Origin of the sequence: Brucella daejeonensis (assembly GCF_014199265.1) — a bacterium.
Lineage (GTDB): Bacteria > Pseudomonadota > Alphaproteobacteria > Rhizobiales > Rhizobiaceae > Brucella > Brucella daejeonensis.
On the sequence record NZ_JACIJG010000017.1, the window covers coordinates 42,732 to 65,796 of the forward strand.

A 23,065-nucleotide genomic window follows, 5' to 3' on the forward strand; every position below is an offset into this window, starting at 1 on the left:
TTCGTGCCGGGGGTGGCGCCGACTGCCGCATTCCGTTAATAATTCTGGCGCAAAGTGCCCCTTTGAGGATAACACCCATTCGAGACTTCAGGTGCCAGCATGATCACGCTCTACAGCCTTTCCGGAGACCACCTCACATCGGTGGAGGCCGAACCGGGAACTCCCCTGCCTGAGAACGTGATCTGGATCGACCTTTTTGCTCCCGGTGTGAACGAGGACAGCATTATCGAGGCATGGACGGGAATTTCGATCCCGACACGCGAGGACATGACGGAAATCGAGGAATCGAGCCGCTTCTATATGGAGAGCGGCGCGCAATATCTCACGGTGCCGATCCTGCACGCCGTCGACCTCGACCACAGGGAACTGGCGCCGGTCACCTTCATCCTGCATGGAATGCGGCTGATAACGGTGCGCTACGCCAATCCGAAGTCGTTCACGACCTATGTGATGCGTTCCACCAGACCGGGCAACGGTCTCATTTCGGCCAAGTGCTCGGGACTCTCGATCATGCTGGGCATTACCGAGGCCACGACGAACCGCCTTGCCGATATTCTGGAAGGCGTTGCGGGCAAGATCGATGCGGCGTCGCACTCCATCTATCGTCGCCAGCCCAAGGCGCGCCCAATGACGACGCAGGATTTCCGGCACATACTGACGCAGATCGGCGGACAGGGAACCTTTCTCTCGCGGATGCGGGAAAGCCTCGCAGGCATCAGCCGCATGCTGGTCTATCTGTCGGCAACCAGCAATCCCGCTTCCGGCAAGAAGGAAACGCGGAGCTGGATCAAGTCGCTGGAGCGTGACACGCAATCGCTGACCGCCTATGTAGACTTTCTGTCCAACAAGGTGACATTCCTGCTCGACACCATCGTCGGCCTGATCTCGGTCGAACAGAATGCCATCATCAAGATATTTTCGGTGGCGGCGGTCGGCTTCATGCCGCCGACGCTGGTGGCTTCCATCTACGGCATGAATTTTTCCTTCATGCCGGAGCTGAACTCGCCCTGGGGCTATCCGATGGCTCTGGGCCTGATGGTCGCCTCGGCCCTGCTGCCGCTTTATTATTTCCGCCGGAAAGGTTGGCTGTAAAAGCCTTGAAACACTCATTGATTGCATTTATCATCACTAGACAATCTTAGGGTGGTAATCATGCGTATCATGCTGGAGGCCGTGGGAGATGACGTCGGCTTCGTTCTCCCCGAGCATATACTTGAAATGTTGGGGGCAAAGACCGGCGACACACTCAAGTTAACCGAATTTCCAGACGGCTTTTCGATTGAGTTGTCAGACGAAACATTTGAACGGCAGACGGCATTGCTGGGCTATCAACCCGAGCGGTGCAAGTTCAATCTTCATAAGATTGAGCACGATGCGTAGTTTCCTTAGTTTAGGTCCTGATCCTAGAGCGTCCCTTGTGCATCCATAAGGACGCACGGCGCTCTAAACGACCGTCAGCGACACGATCTCCCAGTCCACATTATTGATCTTCACGACGTCGCCGACCGGCTTGCCGAAGAGCATGATCGCGACCGGCGCGACGTGCGAGATTTTCCCGCTGGACGGATCGGCTTCGTCTTCACCGACGATGGTCCAGCGGCGACTATTGCCGTCATCCAGATTTTCAAGCTCCACCGTCATGCCGAAGCGCACGACATCGCTGTTCGGATCGGGAACGGAGAGTTCCGCCGTTTCACGACGCGCCGTCCAGTAGCGCAGATCGCGGGAGATGCGCGCAATCGCCGAACGCTCGCCCGCGACATTGGCTTCCGCCAGTTCGCGTTGCAGACGGGCGACTTCACCCTCGATCATCTTCAGGCCGTTTGACGTGACGAGGTTGCGATGCGGGCTGATCGGGCGCTCGCCGAGGTCGTCAGGCGCGTCGTCCTGTTCTTTTGTGAAGGCTCTGCTCATTTAATGAATGTAGGCGGCAACATATGGTCCCGCAAGTTCCGATGTCATACCTATTTTTATTGATTGATGAGTCAATCAACGATAAACTGAGCCACAACAAGCCTGAAAGCGGACGACGACAATGCCCAAGATCGGGATGGAACCATTACGGCGGCGCGAACTGATCGACGCTGCCATACGCACTATCGGACAGCGCGGCTCGCTGGACGTGACGGTTGCGCAGATCGCGCATGAGGCGGGCGTTTCGCCTGCGCTCGCGCATCATTATTTCGGCGGCAAGGACAAGCTGATCCTTGCCACGATGCGCCATCTGCTGCGCGAACTGGGGCAGGATCTCAACGCCGCCATCAAGCGGACGGAAACGCCCCGCGAGCGGATTGCGGCAATCATCGCGGTCAATTTTTCCGCCGCGCAGTTCGCGCCGGAAACGATCGCGGCCTGGCTGACCTTCTATGTCCACGCGCAGCAATCCGAGGATACGCGACGGCTTTTGCGCGTCTATGCGCGCCGCCTGCATTCCAATCTGGTTTTCGCGCTCGAACAGCTTACGAGCCGCGAGCGGGCCGCTCGTATCGCGGAAGGCGCGGGCGCGATGATCGACGGGCTTTATATCCGTCATGCGCTCGGCGCCGATGCGCCCGACGCCGCCTCGGCCATTACGCTGGTGGAAGACTATATCGCGGTTCAGCTTTCTCGGCAGCTTTCGGGGGAGAAATGAGTATGGAAGCAGATTTCGTCATCATCGGCTCCGGCTCCGCCGGTTCGGCCATGGCCTATCGCCTGTCGGAAGACGGGCGTTATTCGGTGATCGTCATAGAATATGGCGTGCCGGATGTCGGCCCGCTGATCCAGATGCCTGCCGCCCTCTCCTTCCCCATGAACATGGAAACCTATGACTGGGGCTTTTCCACCGAGCCGGAACCGCATATCGGCGGGCGCAGCCTCGTAACGCCGCGCGGCAAGGTGCTGGGCGGGTCGTCCTCGATCAACGGCATGGTCTATGTGCGCGGCCACGCCAGGGATTACGACCACTGGTCGGAAAACGGCGCGCGCGGCTGGGCCTATGCCGATGTGCTGCCCTATTTCAAGCGCATGGAAAACGCGCATGGCGGACAGGATGGCTGGCGCGGCACCAATGGCCCGCTCCACGTCCAGCGCGGCAAGCGCGACAATCCGCTGTTTCACGCCTTTGTCGAGGCCGGCCATCAGGCAGGTTTCGAGGTGACGGAAGACTATAATGGCGAGAAGCAGGAAGGCTTCGGCCCGATGGAGCAGACGATCCATCATGGCCGTCGCTGGTCCGCCGCCAATGCCTATCTGAAGCCTGCGCTGAAACGCCCCAACGTCAAGCTGGTAAAAGGTCTTGCGCGCAAGATCGTAATTGAGGGGAAACGCGCCGTTGGCGTGGAGATCGAAGCGGGACGCACATTTTCCACCATCCGCGCACGTCGCGAAGTCATCATCGCCGCATCGTCCATCAATTCGCCAAAGTTGCTGATGCTTTCCGGTATCGGGCCTGCGGCGCATCTCAAAGAACACGGCATCGACGTGGTGGCCGACCGCCCCGGCGTCGGACAGAATCTTCAGGATCATCTGGAAGTCTATGTCCAGCAGGAATGCACGCAGCCCATCACGCTCTATTCCAAGCTGAACCTGTTTTCGAAAGCCAAGATCGGTGCGGAATGGCTGTTCTTCAAGACGGGCGACGGCGCGACCAATCATTTCGAATCCGCCGCCTTTGTGCGGTCGAAGGCTGGCGTGGAATATCCCGATATCCAGTATCACTTCCTGCCTGTTGCCATCCGTTATGACGGCAAGGCGGCGGCGCCGTCGCACGGCTTTCAGGCCCATGTCGGCCCGATGCGCTCGAAATCGCGCGGCAGCGTGACGCTTCGCTCGGCCAATCCGCGTGAAAAGCCTGTCATAAAATTCAATTATATGTCGCATGAGGATGACTGGGCCGACTTCCGCCATTGCGTGCGGCTGACCCGCGAAATCTTCGGCCAGGCGGCGTTCGATCCCTATCGCGGCGCGGAAATCCAGCCGGGCGCCAATGTGCAGACGGATGACGAAATCGACGGTTTCATCCGCGAGCATGTCGAAAGTGCCTTCCACCCGTGCGGCACATGCAAAATGGGTGCGGTTGACGATCCGATGGCCGTCGTCGATGCTGAATGCCGGGTGATCGGCGTCGAAGGCCTGCGCGTGGCCGATTCTTCCATCTTCCCCCGCATCACCAACGGCAACCTGAACGGGCCGTCGATCATGGTCGGTGAAAAGGCCTCCGATCACATTCTTGGCCGCACGCCGCTGGCGCGCTCCAATCAGGAGCCGTGGATCAATCCGCGCTGGCGGGTATCTGATCGTTAGGGGAGTAAGGGAATAGGGGAATAAGTGAGTATGTTTGCGCGCTGAAACACGACCCGACCTACTCCCTTATTCCCCTACTCCCCTATTCCCTTAAACAAGGAAACAACAATGAAAGCACAACCCAAAGCCTCCCATTTCGTCGGCGGCGCGTTCGTGGAAGACAAGGCCGGAAGGCCGCTTCCCGTCATCTATCCGGCGACGGGAGAGGAAATCGCGAAGCTTTACTCCGCCACGCCCGATGTGATCGAAGCGGCTTACGCGGCAGCGCTGAAGGCGCAAGGCGAATGGGCGGCGCTCAAGCCCGTCGAACGCGGCCGCATCCTGCGCCGTGCCGCAGAAATCCTGCGTGAAAAGAACAAGAAGCTGTCGAAGCTGGAAACCCTTGATACCGGCAAGGCGCTTCAGGAAACGCTGGTCGCGGATGCAGCTTCGGCAGCGGATGCGCTGGAGTTCTTCGGCGGCATCATTTCCGGTTTCAACGGAGAATTTGTCGAGCTTGGCGGATCGTTTGCCTATACGCGCCGCGAAGCGCTCGGCATTTGCGTCGGCATCGGCGCGTGGAACTATCCGATCCAGATTGCCGCGTGGAAATCAGCGCCTGCGCTTGCCATGGGCAACGCCTTCATCTTCAAGCCGTCGGAAAACACGCCGCTATCAGCTCTGGCATTGGCAGAGGCCTACAAGGAAGCGGGTCTGCCGGACGGATTGTTCAATGTCGTGCAGGGCTTTGGCGATGTGGGCGCGGCGCTCGTCAATCATCGCCTGACGGCCAAGGTTTCGCTGACCGGCTCGGTGCCGACCGGCAGGCGCATCATGGCGCAGGCGGGCGAACATCTCAAACATGCCACCATGGAACTGGGCGGCAAGTCGCCGCTGATCGTCTTCGACGATGCCGATCTGGAAAGCGCCATCGGCGGGGCGATGCTCGGCAATTTCTATTCGACCGGCCAGGTCTGCTCCAACGGCACCCGCGTTTTCGTGCACAAGAAAATCCGCGAACGTTTTGTCGAACGGCTCGTCGAGCGCACGCGCGCTATTCGCATCGGCGATCCGCTGGATGAGGCAACGCAGATGGGACCGCTCGTCAACGCTGCCCAGCGCGAAAAAGTTCTGGCCTATATCGAGAAGGGCAAGGCAGAAGGCGCGACGCTTGCCTGCGGCGGCAAGGTGCCGAAGTTGCAGGGCTTCGACAAGGGCTTTTTCATCGAGCCGACCGTCTTCACCGATGTCACCGACGAGATGACGATCGCGCGCGAGGAAATCTTCGGGCCGGTGATGAGCGTTCTGGAGTTTGCCGACGAAGACGAAGTGATCGCCCGCGCCAACGATACCGAATTCGGTTTGGCGGCGGGCGTATTCACCGCCGATCTTTCACGCGGGCACCGCGTGATCGGCCAACTTCAGGCGGGCACCTGCTGGATCAATGCGTATAACCTGACCCCGGTGGAAGTGCCATTCGGTGGTTACAAACAGTCCGGTATCGGACGCGAAAACGGCATCGCCGCGCTGACGCATTACAGCCAGATCAAGACCGTCTATGTCGAGATGGGCAAGGTCGATAGCCCTTATTGAGGGTTAAGTGCCTGTTCCGAAAAGTGTGAACCGGGCTGTTTACCGGCCCGCGTTCAGGTCGGGGATTATGGGAATCGTCACTTTCTTCGTCTTCGGCCCACAGCGTATCTGATAGAGTTGCGGCGACGGAAGCGCCATCGGATAGCGGATCGCCCGGGAAGTCTTGTCGTCCAGCGGCGTGGCCCATGCGGGCCTTCCCGGTTGCCGATAGGAAGGACCCGCGCCGCTCATCGGCACGGACTGGCATTCGATCTGAAGGTTTTCACCGACGTCCGCGGCCATCCCCACCAACGCCCACAACTCCTCAGAGATTTCCCTGATAGAACACCCAATCGGGCGACCTGACGGCATCGTAATTCAACTAAAGTATGCCTATTGGATAAGAATTTATTTTAATATCATAACGAATATCAATCAATAATTTACAAAAAATAGATAAATATTATACTATTTTTACATAACTAAGATCTAATATATACTTCATTCGGTGTAAAAATATTCCAGATATCGAAAAAATTACTTGCAAAAATACAGACAGACCGTTTCGCAATGATATTCATGCGCCCACGATCTTTTCGCAATCGACAAAACACGGGATGCGGTCTTCTGACATATCACGTTTCCCCCAACCATTGATATATTAGTAATCCACCATGGCAAACGAGACGTCATTTTCCACCGATATGATCGAGGACAAGGTCCGCAACGACGTATGGCGTGCGCTGCTGAAGCCTCTTTATGAAATCATTGCCGACAAGGACGACAGCAACTACCAGTTCACAGGCGCGGTGAGCGCCCGCACGTTCGGCTCGATCCAGATCGGCCGAACCAGCTTCAATACCCAGCACTATGTCCGCGCGCCCAAGCTCATCACCGAGAGCGGGCTCGACCAATATCTCATACAGTTCATCACCGGCGGCGATCTGCGTGGTGATTTCAACGGTGTCGATGTCAATGCCAGGCCCGGCGATATCGTGATCATCGATCTCGCTCAGGTCGTGCACAGCGTCGCTTATGCCGGATCCCGGATCGCCTTGATCGTACCGAGAGACAAGCTGGAAAGAGCTTTTGGCTCGCGCAATCTCCACGGCTTCGTCATGCGGAACACCGCGCCGATGACGCGATTGCTCTTCGATTTTCTGGAAAGCCTTTATGTCACGGCGAGAGAACTGAAAGAAACGGAAGCAGACTCCGCGCAGGAGGCGCTGTTTCAGCTTCTCGGCGCAGGCATAACCGGCGCGGAAGACGGGCCGCTGGAGAGCCTTCCGGTCAACCTGCCCATGCGCAAACGCATATTGGCCTATATAGACGACAATCTCGCCAATCCCCTGCTGGGACCGCATTCGATCATGCAGGTTTTCCGGCTGTCCCGGTCTCATCTTTATCGCGCCTTCGCCTCCGATGGCGGCGTGGCGAAAGTCATTCGTGACAAGCGTCTCGACCGGGCCTACCGGATTCTGGTGGATCGCGGCGATAAGCCGGTTTCCCTCAAGGAAATCGCCTATCGCTGCGGATTTCATGACGGTACCCAGTTCACCCATGCATTCAAGGCGCGCTTCAACATGACCCCGAGGGATGCCCGTGAGATCGGCGCGCCGCAATGGCTGTCCGACCCGATTTCCTTTTCTTATCCGGAGCATATTTCGGAAACGACGAGCGGCGGCGTCATCAGGCTCCCCAACAGCCGGTCGGGTAAATTCTCGCTTTAGAACGATTATTTCAGTCGGCGGGCGCGGAAAGCCGTTGCAGGAAATCGTCGCACCAGCGGTTCACATCATGGACAGAGAGAAAGCGCATCATGCTCTCGTATCGCTCCCGGCGCTCCTTCAGCGGCATGGCCAGCGCACGCGCCATGGCAAAGGCGAGCGCCTCAGTATCGTAGGGATTGACGAGCAGCGCCCCGTCAAGCTCCTGCGCGGCGCCCGCAAAGCGGGAAAGCACGAGAACGCCGGGATTTTCGGGATCCTGCGCCGCGACATATTCCTTTGCCACGAGGTTCATGCCGTCGCGAAGCGGCGTTACAAGACCGACGCGCGCCAGCCGGTACAGCCCCGCCAGAACTTCGCGATTGAGCGAACGGTTGATATAGCGGATCGGTGTCCAGTCCACGGTGGCGTTGGCGCCGTTGACGCGACCGGCAAGTTCGGCCACAGCGCGCTGCATTTCCTTGTATTCCGGGACTTCCGAGCGCGATTTCGGCGTCACCTGCAAATAGGTCACCCTGCCGCGATTGGCGGGATCGACATTCATGAAATGTTCGAAGGCTTCCATCCTGTTGGTAATGCCCTTCGAATAATCCAGCCGGTCCACGCCGATGATGAGATCGCGATCGACTATGCTTTCGCGCATCTTCTTCACCGTGGTGTGCTTGTAAGCCTTGCTGGCGATGTCAACGAAGGCTTTGGTCTCAATACCGATTCCGAACCGTTCGGCACGGAAACGGTGACCGAAAGCCTCGAAGACACCGTCCGCGACCGGACTGCCGATCTTCTCGCGCCGCAGACAGCCGATGAAATTATCCACATCGTTTTCGGTCTGGAAGCCCACCACGTCGTAGGAGGCAAGTCCGCGCATGATCGTCTCGTGAACGGGAAGCGTGAACAGGATGTCGGCGGGGGGCCAGGGAATATGCAGGAAGAAGCCGATGCGGTTGGTGACGCCGAGATTGCGCAGCTCCGCCGCCAGCGGGATCAGGTGATAATCGTGAATCCAGATCAGGTCGTCCGGCTCGATCATCGGCAGAAGATGCTTTGCAAACAGGCGATTGACCCGGAAATAACCCGCCATGTCCTTGCGGGTGTAGTCGATCAGGTCGAGCCGGTAATGGCAGAGCGGCCATAACATGCGGTTCGCGAAGCCCGCATAATACTCATCGATGTCCTTCTTGTGCAGGTCGAGCAATGCATAGCGGATGGGGCCAACGTCCTTGATCGTCAGTTCCTGCACCTGACGGCCGGAGAGGCTCTTGCCGGACCAGCCGAGCCAGATGCCGCCGCGCTCGTTGAGTGCGGCCTGCAAGGCTATGGCCAGCCCGCCGGCAGGCGCCTTGCCCTGCTCGTCAGGCAGCGGTACGCGGTTCGAAACCACGATCAGGCGTCCCATTCATGAAGTCCTTTCATTATTGTGCTCGTCCAGCTTACCCGCAAGACCAGTCAGCCACCGGCGCAATTCACCCGGATTTGCGAGCCGCGCCGCGTCGGGCTGGTCGATTGCCTCGCCGATCACCACCGCCGTGCCGCCCATTTCGACGGCCGTCTTCAGCATGGAAAGATCGGTGAGATCGTCTCCGAATGCGACCGGAGCCCGGCCTGCAAACGGCTCATGCGCCATGAAGCGGCGCAGCGCCGCCCCCTTGTCGCTGGTGGCCGGGCGCAACTCGACGACCATCTTGCCGCGCTGGATGGACCAGGCAGGCCCGGCGAGCCTGGACGCCTTTTCGACAAGACTATAAGCGAGTTCGGCTTTTTCGGGCGCCGCGCGATAGTGAAGCCCGACGGCGCTTCCCTTGTCTTCCGCGACGAAACCGCGGACCCGAAGCGCCGCATCATAAAGAAAATCCTTGGCGAGCTGGAAATGCTCGTCCGGCTCGATGCGTTCGATCATACCGGATGGATGCCTGAATTCAGCCCCGTGCAAGGCTGCAACCGGACCGCGATAGGTCGGAAAGCGCCGCTCGATGAAATCCACCGCCCTGCCCGTCACCAGCGCCATGGCGCCCGACAGCCCATCGGAAAGAACGCGGAGCGCTTCCTGCAAATCGATCGGGACGACAACAGCTTCGGGGTCGGGCGCAATGTCGAGCAGCGTCCCGTCTACGTCGAAAAACAGGGCATGTTCCTGCGAATCGATAAGCGGCAGGCCGATGGAATCCGTTGTCGGGGTCTGATTATTGCTGGGCATGTAAGCCAAACATTCACTCCGGCGATTGGTTCCGCCATGATGCGGACAATCCCCACCGGCTTCGCATCGCTTTGCGATACGCCAACACGCCGGTGTATGGGATACCTGTCGCGTCTCGATTCAGGGGAGGCTGCGGCGACAGGCTGGTGAGAGGAACCCCCTCCCACGATGCAACGATCCAGAGGGTTATCGAAGCCGCAGGGTAACGAGATTCAACGACGCTGTCCAATGAGGCGACGTAAAGCCGAATATCCGGTCGAATTTTGCCGCCGACAGGCGCGAATTGGCGGGGCGTTCCGCCTTCGTCGGATAATCCGACGTTGCGATATCGACCACATCGGCCGTCGGACCGCCCGCCTTCGCGCTTTCGGCAAAAATGGCGCGGGCGAAGCCGCTCCAGTTCGTGTCGCCACTGCCCGCAAGATGAAAAATGCCGTAATCGGCAAATTCCGGTTCGCCGGTCAGACGGTCGGCGACCCGGAAAACCGCATCGGCAATATCCAGCGCGCTGGTCGGGTTGCCCCACTGGTCGGCAACCACCGACACAGTGTCGCGTGTCTCGGCGAGCTTCAACATCGTCTTGACGAAATTCCTGCCAAAGGGGCTATAGACCCAGGCAGTCCGCAAGATGATATGGGCCGGATTTGCCTCCGCTGCCTGTCGTTCGCCTTCAAGCTTCGAATGGCCGTAAACGCTCTTCGGTCCGGTGGGATCGGTTTCGACATAAGGCCGGTCCGAGTTGCCCGAAAATACATAATCCGTCGAAAGATGAATGACGGGCGCACCGCAGGCGCGCGCCGCACCGGCAACCACGCCGGCGCCTGCCGCATTGACGGCAAATGCCAGTTCCGGTTCGTCTTCCGCCTGATCCACGGCGGTATAGGCCGCAGCGGAAACCACCAGATCGGGTTTTGCAGCAGCAATGGCCGCGTGGACGGTTTCCGGTTTCGTCAGGTCCAGTTCCGGCCGTCCCAGAGCGATGAGCTGTAAATCCGGCCTTGCCGCGGCTTTCTCCAACAGGCTTTGAACGACCTGTCCTTCCCGGCCCGTAACAACGATCCTCATGGCCTGCCCGCGTTTCCGGCCGGGCCGCCAAGACGCTCGCCCGCATAAGCGCCGCTGCGGATCGGTTGCCACCACCATTCATTGTCGAGATACCACTGAATGGTTTTCTCCAAACCCGTTTCGAAAGTTTCCTGTGGTTTCCAGCCCAGTTCCCGTTCGATCTTGGAGGCGTCAATCGCATAACGGCGGTCGTGACCGGGGCGATCTGTCACGAAGCTTATCAGGTCGGCATGGCTCTTGCCGTTTGCGCGAGGCCGTTTCTTGTCGAGAATGGCGCAGATCGTTTCCACCACGCTCAGATTGGTGCGTTCCGAACGTCCGCCGATATTGTAGCTTTCTCCCAGCTTGCCCGTCGTCGCCACGAGAGCCAGCGCGCGGGCATGGTCTTCAACATAGAGCCAGTCGCGGACATTGGCCCCCGCCCCATAAACCGGCAGAGGCTTTTCATCGAGCGCGTTGAGAATGACAAGCGGAATGAGCTTTTCCGGGAAATGGAACGGCCCGTAATTGTTCGAGCAGTTGGAGAGCACGACCGGCAGGCCATAGGTCTCGTGCCAGGCGCGCACCAGATGGTCGGAAGCAGCCTTCGAGGCGGAATAAGGTGACGACGGCTTGTAGGGCGTTTCTTCCGTGAAGACGCCACTATCGAAAGGCAGGTCGCCGAACACTTCATCCGTCGAAATATGGTGAAAGCGAAAGTTCGACCTGCGCGGTTCCGGCAGTTCCCGCCAATAGGCAAGCGCCGCATTGAGCAGGCGGAACGTGCCTATGATATTGGTTTCGATAAATGCACCTGGACCGTCGATAGACCGGTCGACGTGGCTTTCAGCCGCCAGATGCATGATCACATCGACTTCATTGGAGCGCAAAGCTTCCAGAACGCTGGTGTCGTCGCAGATGTCGGCCTGAAGGAAGCGGTAATTCGGGTGGTTTTCGATCTGACGGAGAGAGGCCGGATTGCCCGCATAGGTCAGCTTGTCGAGATTGACGACATTGACCCTGGGATCGGAAGCCAGATGGCGGCAGACAGCGGAACCGATGAAACCTGCACCGCCGGTAACGAGAATATTCATACTGTTCCTCAGGCAAAAATTTCGGCATCGGCCAGAAGCGGGGCTTTCCTGTCCTTGTCGGAAAGCTGCACTTCGGACGCCGGGATCGGCCATTCGATACCGATCGCCGGATCTTCGAACCGGATCGAGCGGTCGTGCTCGGGAGAATAATAATCCGTTACCTTGTAAATGACCTCGGTATTCTCGACGAGCGTCATGAAGCCATGGGCGAAACCCTTCGGCACCAATATCTGGTTCCACTTTTCTGCCGAGACTTCCAACGCGACCCACTTCCCGAAAGTCGGCGAGCTTTTGCGGATATCGACCGCCACATCCAGAATTGCGCCGCGCGTGACACGAACCAGCTTGTCCTGCGCAAATGGCGGCAACTGATAATGAAGCCCACGCACAACGCCCTTGGTCGCCGAATAGGAGTGATTGTCCTGAACGAAAGTCAGATCGATACCGGCTTCGGCGAATGATCTCGCATTATAGGTTTCGGAGAAAAAACCACGGTCATCGCCGAATTTGCGCGGGGTAATTTCGAAGATGCCCGGAAGCGAGAGAGGGCGAACCATCATCGTTCGCTCCCTATTTCCTCGACGCGACGGCGCAGATAGGCCGCATATTCGGTTTTGCCGAGTTTTCCGGCCCGTTCGAGAACGGCGTCCGCGCTGATCCACCCTTTCTCGAAACCGATTTCCTCAGGGCAGGCAATCTTGATGCCCTGCCGCTTCTCGATGGTTCGAACGAATGACGAAGCATCCTGAAGACTGTCATGCGTGCCGGTATCAAGCCAGGCATAACCCCGGCCCAGTTGCTGAACGGTCAAATCTCCCCGTTCGAGATAGATATTGTTGACCGCCGTTATCTCCAGTTCACCGCGTGCGGAAGGCTTCAGCGACGCGGCTATGTCCACCACATCATTATCGTAGAAATAGAGGCCGGTGACCGCCCAGGAGGATTTCGGCTTCTCCGGCTTTTCTTCAATAGACAGGGCTTTGCCGGTTGTCCGGTCGAACTCCACGACACCATAACGCTGAGGGTCTTCCACCCTATAGGCGAACACCGATCCGCCTTTTTCGATCTGCGCGGCGTTCTCGCACAAGCGCGACAGGCCATCACCGAAATAGATATTATCGCCGAGGATCATCGCCACATTATCGCTGCCGATAAAATGACGACCAATGAGGAAGGCTTCGGCCAGACCGTTGGGCTGGGCCTGCTCGGCAAAGGAGAAGCTCATGCCGAACTCGCCCCCGTCTCCCAACAGTTTCCGGAAAAGCGGCAGATCGTGCGGCGTGGAGATAATGAGGACATCCCGGATACCCGCGAGCATCAATACGCTCAGCGGGTAATAGATCATCGGCTTGTCATAGATAGGAAGAAGCTGTTTTGAAACCGCCATCGTCAGGGGATAGAGACGCGTTCCACTGCCGCCAGCCAGAATAATGCCTTTCATACGACCTCCGTTGCATCAGTGCTTGCAGAAGCATCCCTTCACACTTCTCCCAATCACTATCGGCCCCCGAGCCCGCACAGCTTATCCTATTCCTTGAAAATCGAGACAACCGCTTCGATGAAATTTTTCTGGCTGTATCGTGACGAAATCAAATTCCGCCCCAGATTGGATGCCTCGTAGAATTCCTCGATAGTTGTCTTCGATATATGTTCGACGATTTCTTCTTCCGTATCAAAGATCATTGATGGCGGATAAATATACTCACAACCGTCCCAACGAAGGATTACACCCTGTCCTCCGCCGGAGAAACCGTCCAAAACAGCAAGATGGAAACTTTCAAAGCCCGGGAATTCGCCGGATATGCTCGTAGAAAGAACGAAACCGACTTTTCTTTCAGATAAAGCCTCTGGTATTTTTGCAAATCCAATGAAATTCACATGATCCGATAACTCATTTTCTCTAATGAACTCATTGCATTCGTCATAATACTGCATCTCCGCGCGATCACGCGTAATCCAGCTAAACTGTTCTGGCCCGTGACCAAAAACATCAAGAGAATATCTCGTATCCCTTTCTCTGAGTGCGGCCAAAATTCGGAGCATCTGCATAAAGCCCTTGCGGCTAGGCACGATTCCGATCGCACCCAATTTAAACAGCCGTTCCGGCACTGGATGTTCGTCCTCAGCACCCACCGAAGAATAATTGGGGATCAACCTCACTTTATCTCGCGGGATGGATTTAAACTTTTGCAAAAGCCTCTCAAAAAACAAAACGGACACTGTGACTATCGAGTTAACGGCATCCAATTTGAGAGAATCGCCGGCATTTCGCTCAAGTTCCATTCGATGCATACGTATAACTAACTTCTGGTCATCACGGACATTTCTGGAGTACCAGACTGCATTTCCCAGTAGCCATTCGCACCAGACATACTCCGCCCATTGCAGAAGCTGGCGGCTTTGTTTCTCGTCGTGTGCTTCGTGCCCTTTCCATTCGTCAATTCGAATATTGAAATATTCTTTAAGCGCTTCAAGACTCGACAGTATAAATTTCAAGTCATACCCAGATATCAACAGACGCGGCTTGCAAGAATCAAGAAACAAAGAATAGTTTCCCGACATTACTGCGTTAAATATCTCGAGATGATGCCCAGAAAAGCCTGATCTGCTAATCCGCACCCCAGCGATCTTTAAGAAAGATGAGAACTTTTGAAACGTGTCTTCGTCAATATCCCCACGGCCATGAAAAATCATCGACCGAAAAGCCGCATTCAGCCCCACATGAAGTCGAATCTCATGATAGCTGAGTCCTATCCTGTTCAGTATCTTTTCTGCTTCAGTCCAGACATGGATATGATTCTTCAGCTCCCGGCGTCCATATTGCTGGGTGCTTGACGCCTTGCGCGATATTTTTTTGTTATATACGAATGTTGGATGATCAATATACTGTATGTTATTTGAAGACTCCAACAATTCAATTAGAAATAAGGTATCCTCGCCCATCCTTAATTCTTCGTTCCAGTGTATATTTTTCTCAATGAGAATACACTTTTTTATCAAGGAAACGGGATTCGTGCTCTGCGAGGAAATTATCTCCCTTATTCTCTCCACTTTGCCAAGACTATCCTTCCAGGACGGTATCTTGTTCAGGGGCCTCAACTTCCCGCTACCGTCATCCACAACCAAATAGCCACGGACTACGCAGGCGTTGTTTAGAACAGCGTGGTCATAATGAATTCGGAGCGTATCAGGGAGAATTTTATCGTCACAGTCCAGATAAAGGACATACTCCCCTCGCGCTTTCAGGGTACCGTAATTTCGCGGCCTGGAAGGCGAGCCACTATTGGAGGCGAGCTGATACACCGACCAATTCGCCTCCCCCTCGCAGATACCCGCAAGATAGGAGTGAGTTCCGTCGGTTGAGCAATCGTCGACGAATATTACCTCAAACTCCTCAGCGGGAAAATCGATCGAACGCAAAGAGCCTATGCAAGTTTCGATTTTTCCACGAGCGTTATAACACGGGACGACAATAGATATCTTCACGGGGAACCTTAGATATAGAAGGCCGAATTCCAGTTTTTCCCGTTTTCCTGGTAGATCAAAGGAGCAAATCCCGATGACGCACCAAACAACGGCTTGCTCGCATCAAGAGGATAGACACGATATCTGTCTTTATTGATATCGAAACCAATATACCGCTCTCCGGCATAGACAATATGTGCTCTGGCTTTTTCAACCCAGGAAAGGGGCGGGAAATTGCACTCCGACACATAAAGCATATTTGCGGTGCTCAGTACACCTATTAGAGGTTGCTGATATTTCTCAAGGTACGCCTCCGAGACCACTCCGTAACCGTAACGATTATAATCCTGATAATAAATCGCCACTTCATCGTCGGGCATCTCCGTGGACAGAAGCAGCAATAGCTTCGCATCCGGGAAGAGAGCTTCGATGAGGGAAAAATATTCGATGGTCTTCTCGGCCTCGGCACGGTCCTTGATGCGTGAAATCAGCGTCGTGGATCGATCGTTTTTCCGATAACGGAAGCCGATAGAGTCGAGGATGAATTCCCAACGCTTCTCATAAGTATGGTTCTCAAGAACATTGCGCAACGCGCTCTCACGGATGGACTGCACCGCCTGATCGGACAATTCATTTAAACGGGATGGATCTCTATCGACGAAGACAACATCTTCCCCGAACATTTTATCCACCCCTACGGAGTAATTGGACAGTACGAGCGTATTGCTCGACATCAGCTCAAACACGCGACGCGCAAACATTGTCGCCGACTGGGTAGCCGTATTGAAATTCAAACCGAATAGGCTCGATTTATAAATACGATCCAGTTCCTTGTGACTTACGGGCGGGAGCAGATAGGAACGAAACCTTTCCGGGAAAATATGATTGTCGTCATCCGTTCCAAAATATCTGTCATATATTTTGAGCGAATAACCGTCGTCAAGGAACCTGTCCAGAATGCGCTCCATAAGCTCTGAACGTTCCTTGTGCACGGCATACCAACTGCCTGCGAAGACAATATCCTTCGTTCTTTCGTCCGCGATCTCAAGCGGATTAAACATCCGCGGCTGTGTCGCAAAAGGCAGGGCAAATACATTCTTGCACCCGTGCTCCAGCCTGTATCGCTCCACACATTCCTCGGCGGAGGTGAAAACAAAATCGAAATTTTGAGCAGTTTTAATAAAGTCATGCACCTTATCGTCGAAGTGCGTTGGGTCTTCCTTATTCCAGAATACCGTTGGAATACCATTGGCCTTACAGTATTCGAGGATGCTCAAAAGTGCGGTACGGTTTTCTTTCTTGAAATTCACGCTCGCATATATCTTGCCTTTCCACGGCCTGCGAACGGAATCCGGCCCTGACCATGCGGATTCGCAAAAGAATATATCGGGCTTCTCGCTTTCGAAGCGTTCTCTCCAATTATCCGGTTCAACCGGGATTGCCTGAAACTCGCAGGCAAAACTTCCGAACGAAAACTCATCCAGAATGGTCGCTACCTTGATGCGCGACGCGAAAGGCGCTGCATCTTCTTTCAGGCTTGCCGGAACGTTGACCAGTTGGCCTGCAACCACCTCACCATATGCGGACTGGCCACCTCGCCACCGGTTATACAGCTTTCTTGCCGGACGCTCCAAAGCTGGGCGAGCTTTGATCTCACGAATAATGAGATCCTTGGTTTTCAGGGCAAACGACCGCTTGTCCGTCTTGTTGTTCCGTTTGGCCAATCGTCTTGAGACACCCCTCGCCAGAAGAGCAATGATGGCAAATGGCAATTTCAGAAAGCCGGATAAAGATGTCCCTGCCCCGATGATACTCTTCGACAATTGATAAGAGGTGCTGTCCACGATACTGCTCAACTGCTTTTCCGCAGTCGTCATGCGGACACGCATCGCGTCAAACCGACTCCCTGTTTCCTGCAAATTTTTCTTGATTGCGGCCATTTCATGCAAAAGCGCACGCACGGCTTGTTCGGGAGACGAGCCTGCTTCTACGCTATCGGCGACCTCCGCGATCCTGGGTTGAAGATCGTTCAGGCGCTTCAGCTGCATTTGCAGGTCATCGATTTCGGCTTGATATTCCGTCAACATCACATTGTTTTTTGTTAGCGTTTCATCCTTGACCAGCAGATCGGCCTCGTGGTCGCGAACCTGCTTGTCCTTGCTCGTCAAATCAGCGGAAAGCCTGTCGACTTGCTGCTCCAGCCCGTGCATTTTGGCAATCGCATCGTTTTGGGCACGATATGCCAGGCGCAATTGCTCACGCAGCCTGTATTCCTGAAAAACCTCACGCTGAATAAGTCGCTCAACCTGCTGATTCAGCGCAATGGAGGCGAGCGGTCGAAAACAGTGGGTCGGAGTGGCATTGAAGCCCTCCCAATACCCGTATCCCAGTTCAGCCAGATATGTGGAAATCTGGCGATAGTTGGCTTCGGTAGCGCTTTCGATGTAGAGGATTGGCTTGTCGCGGAGAATGAGTTCTCGTCCGCCCTCCAGAACATCCAGTTCCATGCCCTCCACATCGATCTTGATGATCTTGACAGGCGAAGGGATGTCCTGGTCATCAAGACGCTCGACCTGAAGTTCGCCTTCACCGATATCGAGTTTCTGCGCACCCAGATTTTCGGGAATATCTTTCTCGAAATGCGCATGCCCCGCAACTTTTCCCAAACCGATATTACGTACGGTGACGGCGTTGCCCAGACCACTCAATTGAACGCTTCTACGGATCGCATCCGCCAGATGCGGATTGGGTTCGTAGGCCATAACCCTGGCCCCGCCAATACCAGCGAGATAGAGGGTGTGATTGCCGACATTGGCGCCGATATCGAGAACAACATCCCCTTTTTGAAGATGCGAACACATGCTGACGAGCATGTCCCGCTCGTATGGCAGTCTTTTATTGAAAATAAATCCTTGAATATAATCAACGTCTTTGTCGGGTAAATAGATTGAGTATTCAAGTCCACCATCGACTATACGGACGGCCTCTTCGACGGCCATTTCATTCTTTGGGTCCATATTATGTGCCTTGCGGTTTGAAGACTCAATCGAGCTTATTGCTGCCTATAATTGCCCCCCCCTTAGAGCCTGAAACAAAAAGCGGCTTCTGCGTGCGAAAATGGCGACTTTTGGAACAGGCCTGAAAATGAAACGAACCCCGCCACTGGTACGATCGAATGATCTGCACCATTGCCAGCCCCGCCCTCTTTGTCAATCGCCGTCAGACCACTCGTCCGTAGTGCAGAAAGTTTTAACCTGCCCGGCCCGAAGCTCAAGAACCTTGTTACAGGTGCGCCTGATCAATGTATGGTTATGACTGGCAAGGACGATAATGCCGGCTTTTTCAGCCATGCTATCCATGCGCTGCCTGGCCTTCTCCTGAAAAGCGGGGTCTCCGGCGCCAATCCATTCATCCATCAAAAGTATTTCAGGCTCAAAACTCGTGGCCACAGCAAAGGCAAGCCGCGCAGCCATACCCTGGCTATACGATTTCAATGGCATGTCGATGAAATCGCCCAACTCGCTGAACTCTATGATCGGCTCCATGCGCTCCGCGATCTCCCGCGGAGACCAGCCATTGATCAAGCCACGCAGTTCAATATTCCGCCGCCCGGTCGCCTCCCGGCGAAAGCCGAGATTAATATTGAACAAAGCATCGATCTTGCCATCGACTTCCAGCTTGCCGCCGGACGGCTCGTAGATGCCGTATAATACCTTGAGCAACGTGGTTTTCCCGGCCCCGTTGGAACCAATCAGGCCGAGCCGATCACCGGATGCCAGTTCGAAGCTTACTCCATTAAGCGCCCTGACCTCGCTTCGCCGGCCTGAATGGACGATGGTGCCTCCCGGCCCTGTAGCCGAAGAAGCCGTATTGCGCCTGGAAAATGAAACCGGCTGTAGCAGTTTGTAGGACAGGCTGAGATTATCTGCGCGAATCGATACCATTACAGAACGAATACAACCTTTTTTCGATAACGCCCCATGAGAAACAGGGCCAATATCCACATTAGGACACAAATAGAGAGGCACAGAGAAAGCGCCTTTAACGGCATCGCACCATCCAGAACCGGCATTCTGACTATTTCCAGAAAATAGGTGAACGGATTGTACCAGTAAAAGATATGCCGAGCACCATGACTGCCGTTGTAAGTCCAGAATACCGGTGTCAGGAACATGCCCACTCGCATCGCGTTCGACACCAGATAATGGCTATCGGGGAAATATGCTCCAAGAAAGGCACACACTGTTATTATAGCCGGAGCGGCCAGAAGAACCACCAATATGCCGACGCCGCTCCACAACCACATAACGGATGGGTAGATTCCCGAGAGCAACAAAACGCCCAGGCAACCCAGCAACGCATAGCCATTGCGAATGACACATTGCGTGGTCAACCGGAAAACATAGGTCGAGAGCGGTAAAGGCGTGCCCTTGATAAAGCTCTCCTCACGAGAAAACAGAGCCACGCCCTGGGTGATGGTTTCCAGAATGAAAAACCAGGTCATAAGCCCCATGGAAATATAGGCGAGATAGCTTTTGTCTCCACCGCCGGCCCGCATGACGAAACCGAACGTTCCGATATATGTCAGGTAATTCAGAAGCAGCCAAAGAGGCCCCAGCATGGTATTCTTGTGGCTGTCGCCAATATCTTCTTTTGCGAATGCCGACCACAGGCGCCTGGTGCTCCAGCCGTCAAGAAAGTCGCGTATTCCAGCACCAAAAGAACAAATCATATCGAAGCCTTAGAAATATCGATCCTGAAAATATCACTCGATCGCACCAGCACAATTAAAGCGTGTTGCAATCCGATTCAATCAGATCGGTGCGTATCAGAGCCTGTTCCAAAAGTCGCCATTTTTGCACGCAGAAGCCGCTTTTTTATTCAGGCTCTCAACCATTTATCTTAACGCGTATTCTGTCCTGAAAACAGTTCTACACTTTTCGGAAGTGTGCTCTAAAGCGTGTCGCATTCAATCATACTCAGGCGACACGCTTTAAGGTTTTGTTTTGACGCATGTCTTTATCCTGTCGAAGCGGGACTAGAAATCAGTCCAGTGGACTGATTTCCCCGCGTAGGCGGTTCCCACTTTCGGGAGACATGCTCTAGGGTCCTGTTTCAAAGGAACCGCCCTGCCCTCTTGTCTTCACCGCTTTTGCTCAGGCAGGGATGAAAGTCCGGTCTCGAAGCCACGATGCGCCGAGACCGGAAAACTTACCCCCAAAAGCCGCGCGTATCGATGATACTCTGACGCGTAGCGTCCGGCTTTCTTCCGTTTCCAAACGCCGCATGATCCACAAGCAACACGCAAACATCTGCCGTTTCAAGCGCTTCATCCGCTGCAACCAGTTGTGCATCGCCAAGCCCGGACGGCAATGCTTCGATATGAGGCTCCACCAACAGGAGACGCATCCCACCCTTCTTCGCAAGCTTGCGCGTAATATCCAATGCCGGGCTTTCGCGGAGATCATCGATGTTGGGTTTGAAGGCCAGCCCGAAACACGCAACCGTCGGCAGACCGTCGGAATTATCTTTTTTCCAGTCCGCAATCGCGGCATCGATCTTGTCCAATACCCAGCGAGGCTTCGAGTCATTCACCTCGCGCGCCTGCCGCACCAGTCTGGCCTGCGCCGGAGCGGAAGAAACGATGAACCATGGATCGACGGCGATGCAGTGCCCGCCCACTCCGGGACCCGGCTGAAGGATATTCACGCGGGGATGCCTGTTCGCCAGACGAATGAGTTCCCAAACGTCGATGCCCATCTTGTCGCAGATCAGTGAGAGTTCGTTTGCGAAAGCGATGTTCACATCCCGAAAGCTGTTTTCCGTCAGCTTCGCCATTTCCGCCGTACGGCAATCGGTCACAATGCATTCGCCTTCGACAAAATGACGATAGAGATCCACCGCCCGTTGCGCGCAAAGCGGCGTCATCCCACCGACGACCCGATCGTTGGAAACGAGTTCTTTCAAAACCTGACCGGGCAGGACGCGCTCGGGGCAATGCGCCACACGAATGTCGGAATTCTCGCCTGCGGTCTGGGGGAATGTGAGATCGGGCCGCGCGTCAGCCAGCCAGGCCGACATTTGCTCGGTCGCTCCGACCGGCGAAGTGGATTCCAGAATGACAAGGTCGCCGGTTTTCAGAACCGGCGCGATCATGGTGGCGGCCGATCGGATGTAGCTGAGATCGGGATCGGGAGTTCCACCCGCCTCCGTTGCCTTGAACGGTGTGGGTACGGCAACAACAAATGCGTCGGAAGCTTCCGGCGTTGTCGTGGCCCGAAGCCGCCCGACCTTCACGACATCCTGCACGGCCCGATCGAGATCGGGTTCCACAATATGCACCTTGCCGGCATTGATCGTATCGATGACATGGGCAGAAACGTCCACGCCAATCACCATGAGTCCGCGACTCGCCATGACCGCGGCGGTCGGCAAGCCTATATATCCCAGTCCAATGACGGAAACGGTCTTGAAGGTCATATTTCAAACTGCCCTTTCAGAAAATTCGGTAGCGATGCGATCACAGATGCGGGCGGTTGCCTGACCGTCGCCATAGGGATTATGCGCAAGACTCATCTCGCGATAAGCTTCCTCATCCGTTAACAATCGTTGTGCCCATGCCGTAATCTTTTCGGCGTCGGTTCCCACGAGCCGGACTGTCCGGGCATCTACAGCTTCAGGACGTTCCGTCGTATCGCGCATAACCAGAACCGGCTTGCCCAATGACGGGGCCTCTTCCTGCACACCACCGGAATCGGTAATGATCATGAAGGATTTCATCATGAGATAGATGAAATCGACATAATCCACCGGCTCGATCAACCTGACGTTGGTAATGTCGCTCAAAATCCTGTTGACGGGGTCTCGCACAGCCGGATTGAGATGGACCGGATAGAGGATATCGACATCGGGATTGGTGTTGGCGAGCGCCCGGAGCGCTTCGCATATCCGTTCAAAACCGTCGCCAAAATTTTCTCTGCGATGGCCTGTCACGAGAACAAGCCTGCGATCAGGGCGCAGATAGTCAAATTTCTGTTTCAGGGACTGACCGAGAACGCCATCGGTCTCAATACGATGCTTGATCGTCAGCAAGGCGTCGATGACCGTGTTTCCGGTCACCAGAATGCTTTCCGGCCTGACACCTTCTGCAAGAAGATTGGCGCGCGAACGTTCTGTCGGCGCGAAATGCAGATTGGCCAGAACGCCGGTCAACTTCCGGTTAGCCTCCTCCGGCCACGGTGAATAAAGATTGCCGGTCCGCAAGCCAGCCTCGACATGGCCGACCGCGATCCGTTCGTAATAGGCCGCGAGGGAAGCGGCAAACGTCGTCGCCGTATCGCCGTGTACCAGAACGATATCCGGGCGAACGTCCTTCAGCACCTTGCGCATTCCGGTCAGGATAGACGCCGTCACGTCGGTCAGGTCCTGCTGGGCGCGCATGATTGCCAGATCGGAGTCTGGAACAACCTTGAATATCTGCAACACCTGATCCAGCATCTCACGATGTTGTCCCGTCACGCAGATATGCGCATCGAAACGCTCATCTGCGCGCAAAGCCAATGACAATGGCGCCATCTTGATTGCTTCCGGGCGCGTTCCCATAACGCAAAGCACCCTGATAGGTCTCATTATATCAACCTTCACTTGGAGCGCATTTCAATCTGATTGAATCAGATCAATGCTCCAATCCCTTGTTTTTGACGCGC

Annotated in this window: 20 protein-coding genes and 1 pseudogene; 6 read left to right on the forward strand and 15 right to left on the reverse strand. The window is 55.3% G+C overall.

Features of this window, described 5'->3' with window-relative positions:
- Positions 1 to 99: 99 nt before the first annotated feature.
- Together FHS76_RS17910 and FHS76_RS17915 are read left to right on the forward strand one after the other, a co-directional pair.
- Positions 100 to 1,092, forward strand: a complete 993-nt coding sequence (locus FHS76_RS17910; protein ID WP_183655977.1) for a magnesium transporter CorA family protein — start codon at positions 100 to 102, stop codon at positions 1,090 to 1,092.
- Positions 1,093 to 1,152: 60 nt separating this feature from the next.
- Positions 1,153 to 1,380, forward strand: a complete 228-nt coding sequence (locus tag FHS76_RS17915; RefSeq protein ID WP_183655979.1) for an AbrB/MazE/SpoVT family DNA-binding domain-containing protein — start codon at positions 1,153 to 1,155, stop codon at positions 1,378 to 1,380.
- 63 nt (positions 1,381 to 1,443) lie between these two features.
- On the opposite strand, the gene FHS76_RS17920 is transcribed toward FHS76_RS17915, so the two are convergent.
- Entirely contained in the window at positions 1,444 to 1,914 is a 471-nt protein-coding gene (locus FHS76_RS17920) for a GreA/GreB family elongation factor (RefSeq protein ID WP_183655982.1), read from the reverse strand.
- 121 nt (positions 1,915 to 2,035) lie between these two features.
- On the opposite strand from FHS76_RS17920, the gene betI reads away from it, so the two are divergent.
- The 3 genes from betI to betB all read left to right on the forward strand — a co-directional run bounded on the left by betI (position 2,036) and on the right by betB (position 5,856).
- On the forward strand, positions 2,036 to 2,632 hold the full coding sequence (gene betI / locus FHS76_RS17925; RefSeq protein WP_183655984.1) for a transcriptional regulator BetI: 597 nt from the start codon (positions 2,036 to 2,038) through the stop codon (positions 2,630 to 2,632).
- Positions 2,633 to 2,634: 2 nt separating this feature from the next.
- Complete coding sequence (gene betA, locus FHS76_RS17930; protein WP_183656062.1) at positions 2,635 to 4,284, forward strand: choline dehydrogenase; 1,650 nt, start codon at positions 2,635 to 2,637, stop codon at positions 4,282 to 4,284.
- 108 nt (positions 4,285 to 4,392) lie between these two features.
- The gene (betB, locus tag FHS76_RS17935; RefSeq protein WP_183655986.1) at positions 4,393 to 5,856 is read left to right on the forward strand and encodes a betaine-aldehyde dehydrogenase; all 1,464 of its coding nucleotides are present in this window, start codon (positions 4,393 to 4,395) and stop codon (positions 5,854 to 5,856) included.
- A 39-nt stretch (positions 5,857 to 5,895) separates the two neighbouring features.
- On the opposite strand, the gene FHS76_RS17940 is transcribed toward betB, so the two are convergent.
- Positions 5,896 to 6,138, reverse strand: coding sequence for a hypothetical protein (locus FHS76_RS17940; protein WP_183655988.1), 243 nt, complete (start codon positions 6,136 to 6,138; stop codon positions 5,896 to 5,898).
- Positions 6,139 to 6,509: 371 nt separating this feature from the next.
- On the opposite strand from FHS76_RS17940, the gene FHS76_RS17945 reads away from it, so the two are divergent.
- Positions 6,510 to 7,565: a helix-turn-helix domain-containing protein gene (locus tag FHS76_RS17945; protein ID WP_183655989.1), complete on the forward strand. Its 1,056-nt coding sequence runs from the start codon at positions 6,510 to 6,512 to the stop codon at positions 7,563 to 7,565.
- A gap of 10 nt (positions 7,566 to 7,575) precedes the next feature.
- On the opposite strand, the gene otsA is transcribed toward FHS76_RS17945, so the two are convergent.
- From otsA to wecB, 13 genes and pseudogenes are all read right to left on the reverse strand, one after another.
- The gene (otsA, locus tag FHS76_RS17950; RefSeq protein WP_183655991.1) at positions 7,576 to 8,958 is read right to left on the reverse strand and encodes an alpha,alpha-trehalose-phosphate synthase (UDP-forming); all 1,383 of its coding nucleotides are present in this window, start codon (positions 8,956 to 8,958) and stop codon (positions 7,576 to 7,578) included.
- Entirely contained in the window at positions 8,959 to 9,756 is a 798-nt protein-coding gene (otsB, locus tag FHS76_RS17955; RefSeq protein ID WP_183656076.1) for a trehalose-phosphatase, read from the reverse strand.
- Positions 9,757 to 9,942: 186 nt separating this feature from the next.
- Positions 9,943 to 10,821 carry a dTDP-4-dehydrorhamnose reductase gene (gene rfbD, locus FHS76_RS17960; RefSeq protein ID WP_183655993.1) on the reverse strand — a complete coding sequence of 293 codons (879 nt, stop codon included), beginning with the start codon at positions 10,819 to 10,821 and terminating at the stop codon, positions 9,943 to 9,945.
- The gene (gene rfbB / locus FHS76_RS17965; protein WP_183655995.1) at positions 10,818 to 11,894 is read right to left on the reverse strand and encodes a dTDP-glucose 4,6-dehydratase; all 1,077 of its coding nucleotides are present in this window, start codon (positions 11,892 to 11,894) and stop codon (positions 10,818 to 10,820) included. Before rfbB ends, rfbD begins: the two co-directional genes overlap by 4 nt.
- 8 nt (positions 11,895 to 11,902) lie before the next feature.
- On the reverse strand, positions 11,903 to 12,454 hold the full coding sequence (gene rfbC, locus FHS76_RS17970; RefSeq protein WP_183655997.1) for a dTDP-4-dehydrorhamnose 3,5-epimerase: 552 nt from the start codon (positions 12,452 to 12,454) through the stop codon (positions 11,903 to 11,905).
- Positions 12,451 to 13,335, reverse strand: coding sequence for a glucose-1-phosphate thymidylyltransferase RfbA (rfbA, locus tag FHS76_RS17975; protein ID WP_183655999.1), 885 nt, complete (start codon positions 13,333 to 13,335; stop codon positions 12,451 to 12,453). Before rfbA ends, rfbC begins: the two co-directional genes overlap by 4 nt.
- Before the next feature lie 86 nt (positions 13,336 to 13,421).
- Positions 13,422 to 14,837, reverse strand: a complete 1,416-nt coding sequence (locus FHS76_RS17980; protein WP_235992755.1) for a glycosyltransferase family protein — start codon at positions 14,835 to 14,837, stop codon at positions 13,422 to 13,424.
- Positions 14,838 to 14,984: 147 nt separating this feature from the next.
- Positions 14,985 to 15,380, reverse strand: a pseudogene (locus FHS76_RS22625) (glycosyltransferase family 2 protein); the annotation flags it as partial.
- 8 nt (positions 15,381 to 15,388) lie between these two features.
- A complete protein-coding gene (locus FHS76_RS17985; RefSeq protein WP_183656007.1) occupies positions 15,389 to 18,376 on the reverse strand; it encodes an FkbM family methyltransferase in 2,988 nt (995 codons plus the stop codon).
- 192 nt (positions 18,377 to 18,568) lie between these two features.
- On the reverse strand, positions 18,569 to 19,303 hold the full coding sequence (locus FHS76_RS17990; RefSeq protein WP_183656009.1) for an ABC transporter ATP-binding protein: 735 nt from the start codon (positions 19,301 to 19,303) through the stop codon (positions 18,569 to 18,571).
- Positions 19,303 to 20,091 carry an ABC transporter permease gene (locus FHS76_RS17995; RefSeq protein ID WP_183656011.1) on the reverse strand — a complete coding sequence of 263 codons (789 nt, stop codon included), beginning with the start codon at positions 20,089 to 20,091 and terminating at the stop codon, positions 19,303 to 19,305. The genes FHS76_RS17990 and FHS76_RS17995 overlap by 1 nt, the downstream gene beginning before the upstream one ends.
- A gap of 479 nt (positions 20,092 to 20,570) precedes the next feature.
- A complete protein-coding gene (wecC, locus tag FHS76_RS18000; RefSeq protein ID WP_183656014.1) occupies positions 20,571 to 21,839 on the reverse strand; it encodes a UDP-N-acetyl-D-mannosamine dehydrogenase in 1,269 nt (422 codons plus the stop codon).
- Between the two features lie 3 nt (positions 21,840 to 21,842).
- Positions 21,843 to 22,988, reverse strand: a complete 1,146-nt coding sequence (gene wecB, locus FHS76_RS18005) for a non-hydrolyzing UDP-N-acetylglucosamine 2-epimerase (RefSeq protein ID WP_183656017.1) — start codon at positions 22,986 to 22,988, stop codon at positions 21,843 to 21,845.
- Positions 22,989 to 23,065: the final 77 nt, after the last annotated feature.